The sequence below is a fragment of the Kitasatospora purpeofusca genome (assembly GCF_036010405.1).
GTDB classification, from domain to species: Bacteria; Actinomycetota; Actinomycetes; order Streptomycetales; family Streptomycetaceae; genus Kitasatospora; species Kitasatospora purpeofusca.
In genome coordinates, this window is record NZ_CP108561.1 from 2774911 (window position 1) to 2789968 (window position 15058).

Consider the following 15058-nt stretch of genomic DNA (forward strand, 5'->3'; position numbering starts at 1 on the left):
CCGACTCCGACTCCGGATCAGAGATTGATCCGGACCTCCACGTCCGGCCGCCAGAACGCCTGGCGCTGCGCGATCGCCGCTTCGCCGATCTCGTTCCAGTACGGGTCGACGTCGTCGCACTGCGGTATGCCCAGACCCACCAGCCAGGTGAGCAGCAGGTCCATACCCGGTGCGCCGGGGCCGCCGGCCCGGTTGGCCGCGGCCTTCAGCGCGTCGTAACTGCTGTTCAGCCCGGCCTTCTTGGACCAGCCGACGGCCGCGCCGATCGCGGACATCGGGTGGTGCTTGAACTTGGGCCCCACGAAACCGTCGGCCTTGGCCTCCGCCACCCCCGTGACGTAGGTCAGGTCCGTCCTGCCCTTCTCGCAGAACACGATGCCCAGGTAGCCCGGGTCGTCGTTGGCGAAGCCCACGACCGCCGGGTACCCGGTCTCCTTGAACACCGCCTTCGCGATCTCGGGGAGAGATCCCGGGATATCGCTCTGCGTCACGAACATGCGCCAGCCGAGGCCGAATTCGTAGTCCTCGCCGGAGACCTCCGCCGCGGACGCGAGTTGCCCCACGGGGTAATTGGACCTGGCGAGAATGATGAGGCTGTTGGTCATACCGGTGATGCTAATGAGTTCGACGGCGATCTCAAGCCTTCTCCCCCACCGGACAGAGGCCATTCCGCGCATCCCGTACAAAGCGTCAGTTCTGTTCACCCCGGCGATACTCGGATGTCGCCCCGCCGGACCCTCGACCACGACACCGGACGACCAGCAGACCGGTCCAGCACCCCCAACTCGCCCATATCGCATGACAATCGTCTATCTCCCTCGATCGAGGGAAAGATCGCCCATGACGCCATTTTCGCCGCTGGATGGGGGAACATCAGCACGTCCGCGCCCGAACGATCCCGGTCGGGCGGCAGAAACCGGCCCCTGGATCAGCCCGTGACTCCCTCCTCCGCATCCGTGTGGGACTGCCCCTTCAACCACACCGACGGCCTGGAGTTCGACCCCCTCCTCAAGCGACTGCTCACCGAGGAGCCGATCGCCAGAATCCGCCTGCCGCACGGCGAGGGCGAGGCCTGGCTGGCCACCCGTTACGAGGACGTCCGCGTGGTCACCACCGACCGCCGGTTCAGCCGCGCCGCCGGCATCGGCCGGGACCTGCCCCGGATGACGCCCGCCCCGATCGCCCAGGTCGAGTCGATCAACCTCATGGACCCGCCGGCCCACAACCGGCTGCGCCGCCTCGTCGCCCAGGGGTTCACCAACCGCCAGGTCGAGCGGATGCGCGCCCACACCCAGCGCGTCGTCGACGGCTACCTCGACGAGATGACCGAGCACGGCGCGCCCGCGGACCTCGTCTCCCACCTGTCCGCCCGGCTCCCGCTCACCACCATCTGCGAGCTGCTCGACATCCCCGCCGAGGACCGCACCGAACTCCGCGGCCACGCCGTCGCGATGATGGCGATGGGGCCGAACAGCGGCGCCGGCCAGGTCAACGCCAAGACCGCGCTGCGCGCCTACTTCGCCGAGCTCACGGCCGCCCGCCGCCGCGATCCCGGCGAGGACCTCATCAGCGCCCTCGCCACCGCCCGCGACGGCGCCGAGCTGCTGGACGACGACGAACTCGCCGTGATGGCCATGGTCCTGCTGGTCACCGGCCACGACACCAGCACCTACGAGCTGTCCAACATCACCTACACCCTGCTCACCCACCCCGAGCAGCTCGCCAAGCTGCGCGCCCAGCCCGAGATGCTGCCGCGCGCCCTGGAGGAGCTGCTCCGCTTCATCCCGTTCCGCCAGGGCGTGGGCATCGCCCGGGTCGCCACCGAGGACGTCGAGCTCAGCGGTGTGCTGATCCGGGCCGGCGAGCCGGTGCACGTCTCCTACCTGGCCGCCAACCGCGACCCGGCGGTGTACGAGCGGCCCGACGAGCTCGACCTCGACCGGGGCGCCCCCACCCACATGACCTTCGGCTACGGCACCCACCACTGCCTCGGCTCCCATCTGGCCCGGATGGAGCTCCAGGTGGCCGTCGGCACCCTGCTGAACCGGTTCCCGGGGCTCCGGCTCGCCGTTCCGCCGGAGGCACTGGACTGGCGGACCGGCTCGATCTGGCGCTACCCGCGGACCCTGCCCGTCGCCTGGTGACGACCGCCCCCAGCCGCAGGCCACCTGTCCGCAGGAGCCTGCCAACAGGCCCTGTCCACAGGCCACCTGCCCATCGGAGATCCCGCCATGCCAACACTCTGCCGCCCCGCCGTCGCCGTCCCCGAGCACGTCATCACGCTCGACCAGACCCTCGACCTGGCGCGCACCCTGCACGCCGACCACCCGCAACTCGGGCTCGCCCTGCGGCTGATCGAGAACACCGGGGTGCGGACCAGGCACCTGGTCCAGCCGATCGAGGAGACCCTCCGGCACCCCGGTTTCACCGCGCGCAACGCCGTCTACGAGCGGGAGGCCAAACGCCGCGTCCCGGAGGTGGTCGAGCGCGCCCTCGACCACGCCGACCTCACCGCCCAGGACATCGACCTCATCCTCTACGTGTCCTGCACCGGCTTCATGATGCCCTCGCTGACCGCCTGGCTGATCAACAGCATGGGGTTCCGCTCCGACACCCGCCAGCTGCCGATCGCCCAGTTGGGCTGCGCGGCCGGCGGCGCCGCCGTCAACCGGGCGCACGACTTCTGCCGTGCCTACCCGGGCGCCAATGTGCTCATCGTCGCCTGCGAGTTCTGCTCGCTCTGCTACCAGCCCACCGACCTCGGCGTCGGCTCGCTGCTCTCCAACGGGCTGTTCGGCGACGCGATCGCCGCCGTCGTCCTGCGCGGCCACGGCGGCACCGGCGTCCACCTGGAGCGGAACGGCTCCCACCTCGTCCCGGACACCGAGCACTGGATCTCCTACGGGGTCAAGGACACCGGCTTCCACTTCCAGCTCGACAAGCGGGTGCCCGGCACCATGGAGATGCTCGCCCCCGCCCTGCGCGCCCTGGCCAACGACCACGCCTGGGACGTCTCCGGCCTCGGCTTCTACATCGTGCACGCGGGCGGTCCGCGGATCCTCGACGACCTCTGCACCTTCCTCAACCTGGAGCCGGCCGCGTTCCGGTTCTCCCGTGCCACGCTCACCGAGCGCGGCAACATCGCCAGCGCCGTGGTCTTCGACGCGCTGGCCCGGATGTTCGAGGAGGGCGGGGTCGAGGACGGCACCCAGGGGTTGATCGCAGGCTTCGGTCCGGGCATCACCGCCGAGATCTCGCTCGGCAGTTGGGTGCGGCAGCCACTGGAGGCGAAGGTCCCGCGCCGGCCCCGGGCGATCGACGCCGCGGAGCTGACCCTGGCTCACCAGACCGCCCCCCTGCTGCGTCCGGCCGGGACTACGATCACCGAATGACCGATACCACCGATGCCAGCCATGCCACCGATGCGGCCGGGACGGCCGCTGCCACCGCTGCCGGCGATGTGGCCGCTGCCACCGATACGGCCGGGGCGGCCGGGGCGCCGTTGATCCCCAGACCGCCCCGGCCCGGTGACGCGTCCCGGGCCGACGAGCTGGCCGCGCTCTTCCCCGCCCTGCACGCGCCGCAGTACTGGACCTGGGGCCGCTACGACGCGCAGTTCTCGACCGTCCTGCCGCCGGACGAGCTGGTCACCAACATCCACCTGGTGGGTTTCACCGACGGCGACCGGGTGGTGCTCTGCCGCGACGACCGGAACCACTGGTTCCTCCCCGGCGGCACCCGCGAGCACAACGAGTCCGTGGACTCCTGCCTGGTCCGCGAGCTGCGCGAGGAAGCCGGCGCCCGTCTGCTCGGCGACCCGGTCTGGCTGGGCGCGCACCGCTGCGTGACCGACGACCCGGTGCCCTACCGCCCGTGGCAGCCGCACCCGGAGAAGGCGTGGCTCTGGGGCTGGGCCGACGTGGCGGTGGACTCGGTGCCGACCAATCCGGACGACGGCGAGCAGGTCGTCGAGGTGCGGGCGGTGGAGCCGGACGAGGCCCGGCGGCTGCTGCTGGACGGCCACGAGGACTGGTGGGGCGAGCTGATCGCACTGGCCGTGGAGCTGCGGTCGCGACCGCGCTGAGCCCCGGCCGGAAGGCCGCCGGACCGGGTCCGAAAGGTCACCGGAATGGCCCAGTACGGCAGCATGGCACCCGATTCGCGGTGATATGACTCGAAGGGACTCGGGTCCCCCTCGGGCCCGCACCGACGGGAGCCGTCATGGACAACTACCCGCTGCTCAACATCTTCTGGACGATGCTGGAGCTGTTCCTCTGGATCCTCTGGTTCTTCCTGCTGTTCAAGATCATCACGGACATCTTCCGCAGCCACGACATGGGCGGCTGGGCCAAGGCCGGCTGGATGATCCTGGTGATCCTGCTGCCACTGATCGGCGTGCTGGTGTACGTGATCGTGCGCGGCAAGAGCATGGGGGAACGCGACGTCGCCCAGGCCCAGAAGGCCGACGCCGCGTTCAAGGCGTACATCCGGGACGCGGCCGGCACCCCCGGCGAGGGCGGCACCGGGGAGGCGGGCACGGGCCGCAGCCACGTCGACGACCTGGCGAAACTCGCCGCGCTCAAGGCCGACGGGTCCATCACCGAGGAGGAGTACCAGCGGGCCAAGGACAAGCTGCTGGTCTGACCCCCGGTACGGCCGTGGTGGCCGGTGGACGCGCGTCCACCGGCCACCACGGCCGGGTGCCGGTGCCCCGGGTGTCAGCGCCGCCCGGAGCGGCGGTCGTCCGAACCGCCCCCGCCGGCAAGACCGGCCCGGCGCAGCGCGTCCGCCATGGCGCTGTTGCCCAGCGACCCCGGGCCGCCGGAGCCGCCGGAACCGCCCCGGTCCCGGCGGTCCTGACCGCCGCCGCCCTGGCCGCGACCGCCCTGACCACCCTGGCCGCTCTGACCGCCGCCCTGCCCGCCTCGCCGCTCCTGGCGCGGCGGGCGCGCCTGCCGGTCGCCACCGCGCCCGCCCTCGCCGCGCCCGCCCTCGCCGCCGCGACCGACCTCGTCGTCCAGCCGCAGGGTGAGCCCGATCCGCTTGCGCGGCACGTCCACCGTGGTGACCCGGACGGTCACGATGTCGCCGGGCTTGACCACCTCGCGCGGGTCCTTGACGAAGTTCTTCGACAGCGCGGACACGTGCACCAGGCCGTCCTGGTGCACACCCACGTCGACGAAGGCGCCGAACGCGGCCACATTGGTCACCACGCCCTCCAGCACCATGCCGACCTCCAGGTCGCCGATCTTGTCGACGCCCTCCTTGAAGGTGGCGGTGCGGAACGCCGGACGCGGGTCGCGGCCCGGCTTGTCCAGCTCGCCCAGGATGTCGGTCACGGTCGGCACACCGAAGGTGCCGTCGGCGAAGTCGCCCGGCCGCAGCGCGCGCAGCCGGCTGCCGTTGCCGATCAGCTCGCGCAGCTCCCCGCCGGTCGCCGCCAGGATCCGGCGCACCACCGGGTACGCCTCCGGGTGCACACCGGAGGCGTCCAGCGGGTCGTCGCCGTCCGGGATCCGCAGGAAGCCCGCGCACTGCTCGAAGGCCTTCGGGCCGAGCCGGGCGACGTTCTTGAGCTCCTTGCGGGTGCGGAACGGGCCGTTGGCGTCCCGGTGCGCGACGATGTTGTCCGCGAGCGTGCCGGTGATGCCGGAGACCCTGGTCAGCAGCGGCGCGGAGGCGGTGTTGACGTCCACGCCGACCGCGTTGACGCAGTCCTCGACCACGGCGTCCAGCGAGCGCGAGAGCTTCACCTCGCTCAGGTCGTGCTGGTACTGGCCGACGCCGATCGACTTGGGGTCGATCTTGACCAGCTCGGCCAGCGGGTCCTGGAGCCGGCGGGCGATCGACACCGCGCCGCGGATCGACACGTCGAGGTCCGGCAGCTCCTGCGAGGCGAACGCGGAGGCCGAGTACACGGAGGCACCGGCCTCGCTGACCATCGCCTTGGTCACGCCCAGCTCCGGGTGCCGCTTGAGGAGGTCCTCGGCGAGCTTGTCCGTCTCCCGGGAGGCGGTGCCGTTGCCGATCGCGACCAGGTCCACACCGTGCTTCTTCGCCAGCGCGGCCAGCGTCGCCAGCGCGGCATCCCACTTGTTGGCCGGCTGGTGCGGGTAGATCGTGTCGTGGCCGAGCACCTTGCCAGTGGCGTCCACCACGGCGACCTTCACGCCGGTCCGGAAGCCCGGATCCAGGCCCATGGTGGCGCGGGTGCCGGCCGGGGCGGCCAGCAGCAGGTCCCGCAGGTTCGCGGCGAAGACCCGGACCGCCTCGTCCTCGGCCTCGGCTCGCAGCCGGCCGCGCAGGTCGATGCCGAGCCGGACCAGCACCCGGGTGCGCCAGGCCCAGCGGACGGTGTCACCGAGCCACTTGTCGGCCGGGCGGCCGTGGTCGGCGATGCCGAAGCGGGCGGCGATCCGCTGCTCGTAGTCGCTCGCGCCGGGCAGGTCGCCGCCCTCGTCGCCGTCGTACGGGGACAGGTCGAGGTCCAGCACCTCCTCCTTCTCGCCGCGCAGCATCGCCAGGATCCGGTGCGAGGGGAGCTTGGTGTACGGCTCGGCGAAGTCGAAGTAGTCGGCGAACTTCGCGCCCTCCTGCTCCTTGCCCTCCCGGACGGTGGCGACCAGCCGGCCCCTGGTCCACATCCGCTCGCGCAGCGAGCCGACCAGGTCGGCGTCCTCGCCGAACCGCTCGACCAGGATCGCCCGGGCGCCCTCCAGCGCGGCGGCGCCGTCCGCGACCGACTCGTTCAGGTACTGCCCGGCGAGCGCCGCCGGGTCCTGCGCCGGGTCGGCGAGCAGGGTGTCCGCCAGCGGCTCCAGACCGGCCTCGCGGGCGATCTGGGCCTTGGTGCGCCGCTTCGGCTTGAACGGGAGGTAGATGTCCTCCAGCCGGGCCTTGGAGTCGGCGGCGAGGATCCGCGCCCGCAGCTCGTCGTCCAGCTTGCCCTGCGCCTCGACCGACTCCAGGACGGCGGCGCGGCGCTCCTCCAGCTCCCGCAGGTAGCGCAGCCGCTCCTCCAGGGTGCGCAGCTGCGCGTCGTCCAGCGAGTCGGTGGCCTCCTTGCGGTAACGGGCCACGAACGGCACCGTCGCACCGCCGTCCAGCAGCTCGACCGCCGCCTTCACCTGCCCCTCGCGGACGCCCAGTTCCTCGGCGATCTTCCGCCCGATCGCCTGCTGGGCCTGCTGGGCCGCCTGTTCGACTGGCGTGGTCACGAAGCCGGTCACCTTCTTCAGAGTTGCTGTCCGTACCCCCGCATTCTGACAGCCGCCACCGACGCCCCGCCCCGCCCCCACCACCCCGGGCGTGGCGCGCCGACGGCCCCGGCCGGACGGCGCGCGCCCGCGCGGGCGCGCCCCCGGCCCACGCCCCACGACCGCTCCGACCGGCCCGGACCGGCGGCTCCCGGCAGCGCCGCCGCGTCCCCGAGCGCCCCCCGCGAAACCCAACGCCCCTGTGAAATCCTCATGTTCTCACCCTGGTGTTCGAAATCCGCCTGATCGCGGGGCCCGTCCCGGCGTACAGTGCCGGGCATGTGCGCAGCCGCCCGGACGCCCGACCGCATGCACGACGACGACTTCCTGCACGACCGTCTGCACGACGAAGAACCCGTCATCGACACCGGCTTGGTGAGACGGCTGATCGCGGCCCAGTTCCCGCAGTGGACGGGCCTGCCGCTGACCCCGGTCGGCATCACCGCCACGGACAACGCGATGTTCCGGCTCGGCGCGGACCTCGCCGTGCGGCTGCCCCGGGCCGCGTGGGCCGCCGGGAACATCGCGCGCGAGCAGTACTGGCTGCCCCGCCTCGCGCCGCACCTGCCGGTGCCGGTACCGGTGCCGGTCGCCCACGGCCGGCCGACCGCCGCCTACCCGTGGGAGTGGTCGGTGCAACGCTGGCTGGACGGCGTCAACCCGGCCCCCGGGGTGCTCGCCGACCCCGGGCAACTCGCCCGTGACCTGGCCGGGTTCCTCGGTGCCCTGCGCGCCGTCCGACCGGAGCCGGACGCCCCGTCGGCCTCCCGCGGCGGACCGCTGGCCGGCCGGGACGCCGCCACCCGCGCGGCGGTCGGACGGCTGCGCGGCGTGATCGACACCGGGGCGGCCACCGCCCTCTGGGACAAGGCGCTGCGGCTGCCCGAGCCCACCGGACCGGCCGCCTGGGTGCACGGCGACCTCACCGCCGGGAACCTCCTGGTCGCCGGGCAACGCCTCGGCGCCGTCCTGGACTTCGGTCTGCTCGGGGCGGGCGACCCGACGGTCGACCTGATCGCCGCCTGGAACGTGCTCCCGGCGGCCGCCCGCCCGGCCTTCCGCGCCGCCCTGGCGGTCGACGACGCCACCTGGGAACGCGGCCGCGCCTGGGCGCTGTCCATCGCCCTCGTCCAGTTGCCCTACTACCGGACCACCAACCCCCCGCTGGCCGCCAATGCCCGCCACGTCGTCCGGGAGGTCCTGACGGACCGCAGCGTCTGACGACGGGGGGCCGGGGGTGCCGTCTCAGAGGGAGCGGGTGGGCTCCGCCGCGCCCGGCGGCAGCGGGGTGCGGGCCCCCTCCGCCCGCCAGGCGCCGGCCAGTTCGGCCGGGAACCGGCGCCCGCTGCGGGTCAGCACCAGGCCGGGGGTGAGTTCGACCTCGTCGCCCGGTCGGAACGGCCGGTCGGCGCCCGCCGCGGCGAACGGCTCCCAGGGGCCGAGGTGCCCGCGCCGCCCGGCCACCCGGATCCGGCTGCCGTACGTGCTGGTGTCCCGCACCACCACGGCGCCGCCGCGCACCGCGAGCAGCAGGTGCCGGCGGCTGACCCGGGCGGCGCGCTCGGCGGGCAGCAGCCCGGCCAGCCCGATGCCGTCCGCAGTCCCGGGGGCGCGGCCGACCTCGGTGCGCGCGCCCTCGTCGAGGGTGTACCGGCCCACGCACTCCCCGTCCAGGACCAGCTTCACCTGGGCGGCACCCGGCCGGGCCCCGTCGTCCAGCAGCGGGGTGCCGTGCAGTTCACAGGTGGGCACGCCGCCGCGCATCCGCGGCAGCATCACCCGCCCGCCGCGGTGCACGCTGTAGAGGCTGCACCGCGCGTCCGGGCAGCGCCAGGCCCGCCCGACCACCTCGACCAGCGGTTTGCGGGCGGCGTTCAGCAGCCCCTGCTTCTTGAGCGCGGACAGCTCCATCTTCTTGGAGATCTCCGCGCCGGTCCGGTGCCCCATGTCCAGCGGCGCCAGCCGGACCACGCCCCGCCCGACCGGCTCCGGCCGCAGGAACTGCCAGGTGTTGCCCTGGATCCACGGGTGCTCGATCCGGTGGTCGTCGTAGTAGTCGCCGGTGACGACCTGGATCCCGGTCATGCCGGCGATCTCCAGCACCCGCTCGTCGGCGTCCGGCACCTCCTCGACCAGCCCCTCGGCGACCCAGCGGGCCAGCGTCGGCGCGTCCCCGGGCTCGGTGAACTCCCGCCGCCCGCCCAGCAGGCTGCGGTCGGCGACGCAGTAGACGGCCACCCGCCGGTCCCCGGTGAGCCGCACCAGCGCGTCCACCACCAGGCCCAGCCGGTGCAGCGACCGGGGCGCGGACCCGCCGAAGTCCGTGCGGCGGACGATGTTGGAGAGCTCGACCAGATAGTCCGCCCGGTCCGCGGACGTGGCGAGGTTGCGGTCGATACCGTGCTCCATCGGGCCTCCGCGTGCTCGTCCGGCACGGGCCACCCCGGACGACCGTCCCCACGACCCGTCACACCGGATCCATCATCGCCGATCCCACTGCGGAGCGGGAGCGGACGGCGGAGCCGCCTCAGAAGATCTCCAGCAGGGGCGACGTCAGCGCCACCTCCAGGCCGGCCGCGACGACAAGGGCCGCGAACGCGACGATGCCGGGCTCGGCCGCCTCGAAGTGCCAGTCGGGTCCGTTGAAGTCCGCGAGCTCGACGTCCGAGGAGTCGACGACGTAGTTGCGCGGAAAGCGTGCCCCGGCCGCGAACACGGTCCCACCTGCCTCCAGCCTGACGAAGCGCCCGCGCGGCCCCACGGAACGCCTGCCGGTGACACGGCCCTCCACCCCGAGCAGCGAGACGTCCACCCCGCGCTTCACCTGGCGCCGAGCCCCGTAGCCCGGCGTACCCATGCCGTCGACGGAGAGGATCTCGCTGCCGTCCAGCACGAACTCCCAGCGTTCGGTGCTGCCGCCGAGCGGGACATAGGCGCCGATCGGCCCTCTGAGGACGGTGATCCGCCCCAGCGGCGAGTCCAGCTCCGCGGCCGGCCGCCGCGAAGTCACCGGATTGCGCCACGCCCTGGTACCCCCGAGGGGCCTCAGTTCCATAACCACCCTTTCAATGCCTTTGTGTCACATCGGTTCCGTCACGGCCGGTCCCGCACCCGATCGGTACCCGGCAGCGCATCGACGATCCGGTCGATCGCGCCCCAGCGGATCTCCTCGCCACCGCCCTCCCGCCGCAGCCCCTCCCGGTCGAACACCGGCTCCCCGGCTCGGGCTTCCCCGCGCCCCAACCGGGCACTGTCAGCGCCGTACCGCAGCGGTCCGTACCTCGACGCCATTCCGTACTCCTCAAGAATCGGCCGGCTGCGCTGCCCCGGGAACGTCGGTGTCACGCGGAAGGGCGGAGGTACGGGTCGCTTCCAGTTCGGTCACCAGCCGCTCGACCCGCTTGTTCGGCGTGCTTCCCCCCGCCCCGTAGCCCGCCAGGATCGACAACTGGTCGACCTTGCCGGAGACCAGCACCAGCTCCGGAAGGTCGGAGGAGAACAGCGTCCCGGTCACAACGGCGCACTTCACCTCCTGGACCTCGGACCACGCGTAGGAACGCGACTTGAGCAGACCGGAGTACTTCACTCCGGAGGCTCCGAAGGACACGCCGAACATCGGGGCTCGGAAGGTCAGCACCAGGCCCGGAACTCCGAACAGGACGATGGGGATCAGCTCGTCCACCTTGGTGCTCGACGCGGCCACGGACACGGACGTCAGCAAGCAGAGGAGTCCGACCAGGAGGTGGACGATCGCCCACGGAGTGCGCCTCTTCCGCATGTCCGCCCCGTTCCCCGCGTCCGCGCTTCTCATCGACCAACTGTGCGACAGCGGCCCGGTTCCCGGAAGTACACCAGTGGTCGGTCTTCACCACTTTCTTGCCGATCCTGCTGCCTGCCGCCCTCCAGGAACCGGTGGGCATCGGCGATCTCCTCGAAGGGGTGCGGCGCCGGCCCTCCCCACCGCACCCCTCCCCACCGCGCCCCTCCCCACTGCGGCCCTCCCCTCCCTGCCGCGAACCCGCCCGATAGGGTGCGGACATGAGCCGCCACATCGCCTTCGAGGGACCGCACAACTTCCGCGACCTGGGCGGCTACCCGACCGCCGACGGGCGGACGGTCCGGTGGGGGCGGCTCTACCGCTCGGCCTCGCTGGCGGTGCTCACCTCGCCCGCCGACCGGGAACGGTTCCGGGCGCTGGACATCGGCACCGTGATCGACCTGCGCTACCCGTGGGAGATCGCCCGCAAGGGCCGGCTGCCGGAGCTGGACGGCGTCGCCTACCACAACCTCTCGATCGAGCACCGGCCCTACGACCAGGCCGAGATCGATCCGGACCTCGACCCCTGGCGGTACCTGGCGGATCGTTTCGCCGAGGTGGCCGAGGACGGCGCCTCGGAGATCCGCACCGTCCTAGAACTGATAGCCGACGCCGACCGGCCGGTCGTGTTCCACTGTGCCTCGGGCAAGGACCGCACCGGGCTGATCGCCGCCCTGGTGCTGAGCCTGCTCGGCGTCGGCGAGGACGACGTGGCCGCCGACTTCGCGCTCACCGAACTCGCCACCGCGCGACTGGTGGCCGACTGGCACGCCGCCAACCCGGGGCGCACGCTGCGCTGGCCGGGCTTCGGGCGTGCGCCGGAGGACGTGATCCGGCTCGTGCTCGCGGACCTGACCGCCGCCCACGGCTCGGTCCACGCCTATGCCACCGGCACGGTCGGCCTGGACGAGGCGCTAATCGGCCGGCTGCGCGCGCAGCTGCTTCCGGACCGGTCCGAGAGCGCCCACCGGTAAGCCGGAACCAGCCAGGCCAATGCCGGGGTGACAATCACATGAAAAAGGAATCGGTCGAGCAGTAGAAGAAAAGCGAACATTGCGGATCAATTTTCGCCGGAAAGACGTTCGATTCGAGAAATTACGGCTGCCCTCGATCATCCGCTTGCCAGAGTTCTGATCTCCGGCCTTTCCCGCCCGAATGGCCGGAAAAAATAGTGCTGGCCACCTGTTCGTGCACGCTAAGGTCATTTCCGCGGGGGCTCGGCCGTCCGGGTGACCGCGACCGTTCCGGTCGAACCTCCGCTCGTTTCCTTCTGCCTGCATGGCACCGCCCGACCGGCGGCGCCACCGGACCGATCGGACGGACCATGGACGCAGAGAACCGATCCGGCCGCGTACTCCGCGGCCTGCTGGTGACCGCCGCGCTGCTCGGCTTCGCCGGCGCCACCCCTGCCCTCGCCGAGGGCTCCTGGGCGTCCTACATCAGCAGTTGGGGCCCGGGCTCGGAGTCCCGCCGATGGGCGGACAGCGACCGCGACGACGTCACCACCTCCGTCACCTTCCAGGGCTGCCAGACCGGGAACAACGACTTCAAGGACGCCGACCTCCAGCTCTACAAGGACGTCTTCGGGCCCGACAAGGTCTACGGACACCGCTCCAACCACTGCGACACCTCCAGCTGGGGCGACCAGAGCGCCGGCGACTACTACTTCGTGCTGGAGGGCGTGCGCAGCGGCTCCCGGCTCTGGGTGGACACCGTGACCACCCGGTACTGAGCACCGTCGCCCCCGGGCGTCGACCGTCTCCCACTTCCTCGACCCACCCTCACCGATCCACCCTCACCGACGCGCGGTGCCGGCGGCCGCCCCCGCCCGCCGGCACCGCGCGCCCCTTTCCGAGCGAAATGCGTCGACCCTGCCATGGCCCTTGAATTCCAGCGCATCGAATTCCAGTACGGCCGGAAGGCCTTTCTCTTCACCGGCCTCGATCTGCGGATCGACAATCCGGCCACCGTCCTGCTCGGCCCCAACGGCGCGGGCAAGTCCACCCTGATGGCCCTCGCCGCCTCCCAGCTGAGCCCGCACCGGGGATCCGTCAGCTGGCACGGCGTCAATCCGGCGTCCGGCGCGGGCGACCGGGCCGCCTACCGGCGCGCCGTGGCCTGGCTGCCGCAGCAGATCACCCCGGTCCCGGGCCTCAGCGTCCGCGAACAGGTCGCCTACTGCGGCTGGTTGAAGGGCATGTCCAGGGCCGCCGCCTGGCGGGCCTCGGCGGTCGCGCTCGCCCGGGTCGGCCTCGGCGAGCTGGCCGACCGGGCCGGACACCGGCTGTCCGGCGGCCAGTTGCGCCGGATGGGCATCGCCGGCTGCCTCGCCCACCACAGCGAGCTGATCCTGATGGACGAGCCGACCGCCGGCCTCGACCCCACCCAGCGGGCGGTGTTCCGCGCCCTGGTGGAGGAGTTGACGAGCGAGGTGAACGTGATCGTCTCCACCCATCAGACCGAGGACCTCGGGACGTACCGGCAGGTGGTGGTGCTGGACCGGGGGAAGGTCAGATTCCAGGGCGCCACCGAGGAGTTCCACGCGCTGGCGGCCGAGGGCGGGGCGGCGGGGGTCGGGGCCGTTCCGGGCCCCGGAACCGGAACCGTCGCGGGTGCGCCGGGCGCCGAGGCCGCGTACGCCCGCCTGATCGAGCGGGAGACCTGACATGCTGCTGCGCACCGTCCTCAGGGTCTCGGCGGGCACCAGGGTGCTGCCGTTCCTGCTCGGCTTCGTCCTGGTCGCGCTCGGCGACGAGCTGACCGCCTGGGTCACCCCGGCCTACGGGCTCGCCGCCGCCGGGCACGCCAGCCTCGCGCTGCCGTTCGCCTGCGCGGCCTGCGCCGCCGCCGGCGCCTGGGAGGGCGGCCGGCTGCACCGGGGCGGTGTGTTCAGCCGCTCGCCGGTGCGCTCCGCGCTGGCCATCACCGCCCCGGTCCTGCTGCCGGTCGCGCTGATGGGCGGGCTCGGCATGCTCGCCGCGCTCACCACCGCGGCACTGGCCGGCGGCACGGCGGACGGCGTGCCCCAGCCGGGCGTCCTCGCCGTCTGGGCCGGCCTGCTGCTCGCCAACACCCTGGTCGGCTCGGTCGTCGGCCGGGTGCTCGCGCCGGTGGTCGCCGTGCCGCTCGCACTGGTCGGCAGCTTCGTCCTGAACGCCTACCCGGTCGCCTTCGACACCTACTGGCCCCGGCACCTGGTCGGCGGCGGGCTGTCCGACTGCTGCGCGGTGGACCAGGTGCTGGACGGGCGGGCGGTGGCGGCCTCGCTGGCCTTCTCCGGTGCGGTCTGCGCGGCCGCCGTCCTGCTCGTCCGACGGCGCGGCAGCCCGCTCGCGCTCGCCGCCGCGCTCGCGGTCACGGCGGGCGGGGTCGCGCTGGGCGCCTGGACCGCCCGCGACCTCGGCCCCGAACCGGTGCGCCCCCGGTCCTCCGCCGCACTGCGCTGCGACTCCGGACAACCACGCGTCTGCCTCTGGCCCGAACTCGGTGCCGCCCGCTCGGTGCTGGTCCGCGAGGAGGTCCGGCGGACGGCCGGGGCCCTGGCCGGTCGCGGCGTGCCCGTCCCGGCGGTGTTCACCATGGCCGCCCGGCCCGGGCCCGGCGAGGCCGGGCTCGGGGTCCCGACCGACGCGCGGGCGCAGGACGTCACCGCCGCCGTGGTCGGCGGACTGCTCCCCCGTGCCCCGGACTGCGCCCGCCGCGGCGAGCCGTACCCCGCCGCGGCCGCCACCGGCACGGCCACCGCCTGGCTCACCGCCACCGCCACTTCCGGAGTCACCGGAACCCCCGGGGTCACGGCCGACGGGCGCTCCACCCCGGCCGACAGCGCCCGCGCGGCCCAACTGCTCCAGCTGCCCGAGGCCGTCCAGCTCGCCTGGTACCGGGCCACCCTGGACGCCCTCGCCGACTGCGGCACCCTGCCCCCTCCGGTCCCGCACACCGGCGCGGCGCTCGGGGGTGAGCGGTGATCTGGTGGTGCAAGGCA

General features: G+C 73.0%; 15 protein-coding genes. 9 read left to right on the forward strand and 6 right to left on the reverse strand.

Annotated features, from left to right (window positions below):
* Positions 1-17: 17 nt before the first annotated feature.
* Positions 18-605, reverse strand: a complete 588-nt coding sequence (locus tag OG715_RS11885; protein WP_266274812.1) for a hypothetical protein — start codon at positions 603-605, stop codon at positions 18-20.
* A 318-nt stretch (positions 606-923) separates the two neighbouring features.
* Between OG715_RS11885 and OG715_RS11890 the strand changes: the two genes are divergently transcribed.
* The 4 genes from OG715_RS11890 (at position 924) to OG715_RS11905 (ending at position 4644) form a co-directional block, all read left to right on the forward strand.
* Positions 924-2144 carry a cytochrome P450 gene (locus OG715_RS11890; RefSeq protein WP_407661103.1) on the forward strand — a complete coding sequence of 407 codons (1221 nt, stop codon included), beginning with the start codon at positions 924-926 and terminating at the stop codon, positions 2142-2144.
* Between the two features lie 87 nt (positions 2145-2231).
* Positions 2232-3392: a type III polyketide synthase gene (locus OG715_RS11895; RefSeq protein ID WP_266274808.1), complete on the forward strand. Its 1161-nt coding sequence runs from the start codon at positions 2232-2234 to the stop codon at positions 3390-3392.
* Positions 3389-4084: an NUDIX hydrolase gene (locus tag OG715_RS11900; protein ID WP_266274806.1), complete on the forward strand. Its 696-nt coding sequence runs from the start codon at positions 3389-3391 to the stop codon at positions 4082-4084. The genes OG715_RS11895 and OG715_RS11900 overlap by 4 nt, the downstream gene beginning before the upstream one ends.
* 137 nt (positions 4085-4221) lie before the next feature.
* Positions 4222-4644, forward strand: coding sequence for an SHOCT domain-containing protein (locus OG715_RS11905; protein ID WP_030391202.1), 423 nt, complete (start codon positions 4222-4224; stop codon positions 4642-4644).
* Positions 4645-4718: 74 nt separating this feature from the next.
* Here OG715_RS11905 and OG715_RS11910 read toward each other — a convergent pair whose 3' ends face one another.
* On the reverse strand, positions 4719-7217 hold the full coding sequence (locus tag OG715_RS11910) for a Tex family protein (RefSeq protein WP_266274804.1): 2499 nt from the start codon (positions 7215-7217) through the stop codon (positions 4719-4721).
* A 318-nt stretch (positions 7218-7535) separates the two neighbouring features.
* Between OG715_RS11910 and OG715_RS11915 the strand changes: the two genes are divergently transcribed.
* Positions 7536-8477: an aminoglycoside phosphotransferase family protein gene (locus OG715_RS11915; protein WP_266268626.1), complete on the forward strand. Its 942-nt coding sequence runs from the start codon at positions 7536-7538 to the stop codon at positions 8475-8477.
* Positions 8478-8501: 24 nt separating this feature from the next.
* Here OG715_RS11915 and OG715_RS11920 read toward each other — a convergent pair whose 3' ends face one another.
* The 4 genes from OG715_RS11920 to OG715_RS11935 form a co-directional block, all read right to left on the reverse strand.
* Positions 8502-9665, reverse strand: coding sequence for an FHA domain-containing protein (locus tag OG715_RS11920; RefSeq protein ID WP_266268628.1), 1164 nt, complete (start codon positions 9663-9665; stop codon positions 8502-8504).
* Between the two features lie 118 nt (positions 9666-9783).
* Entirely contained in the window at positions 9784-10266 is a 483-nt protein-coding gene (locus tag OG715_RS11925) for a hypothetical protein (RefSeq protein WP_266268629.1), read from the reverse strand.
* 83 nt (positions 10267-10349) lie between these two features.
* Positions 10350-10547: a hypothetical protein gene (locus OG715_RS11930; protein ID WP_266268630.1), complete on the reverse strand. Its 198-nt coding sequence runs from the start codon at positions 10545-10547 to the stop codon at positions 10350-10352.
* Positions 10548-10557: 10 nt separating this feature from the next.
* Positions 10558-11034 (reverse strand): hypothetical protein, encoded by a 477-nt coding sequence (locus OG715_RS11935; RefSeq protein ID WP_266268632.1) that lies wholly within the window; start codon positions 11032-11034, stop codon positions 10558-10560.
* A gap of 260 nt (positions 11035-11294) precedes the next feature.
* On the opposite strand from OG715_RS11935, the gene OG715_RS11940 reads away from it, so the two are divergent.
* From OG715_RS11940 to OG715_RS11955, 4 genes are all read left to right on the forward strand, one after another.
* Entirely contained in the window at positions 11295-12047 is a 753-nt protein-coding gene (locus OG715_RS11940) for a tyrosine-protein phosphatase (protein ID WP_266268633.1), read from the forward strand.
* Between the two features lie 350 nt (positions 12048-12397).
* Positions 12398-12805 carry a hypothetical protein gene (locus tag OG715_RS11945; protein ID WP_266268634.1) on the forward strand — a complete coding sequence of 136 codons (408 nt, stop codon included), beginning with the start codon at positions 12398-12400 and terminating at the stop codon, positions 12803-12805.
* A 144-nt stretch (positions 12806-12949) separates the two neighbouring features.
* Positions 12950-13738 (forward strand): ATP-binding cassette domain-containing protein, encoded by a 789-nt coding sequence (locus OG715_RS11950; protein WP_266268636.1) that lies wholly within the window; start codon positions 12950-12952, stop codon positions 13736-13738.
* 1 nt (position 13739) lies between these two features.
* A complete protein-coding gene (locus tag OG715_RS11955; protein WP_266268637.1) occupies positions 13740-15041 on the forward strand; it encodes a DUF7224 domain-containing protein in 1302 nt (433 codons plus the stop codon).
* Positions 15042-15058: the final 17 nt, after the last annotated feature.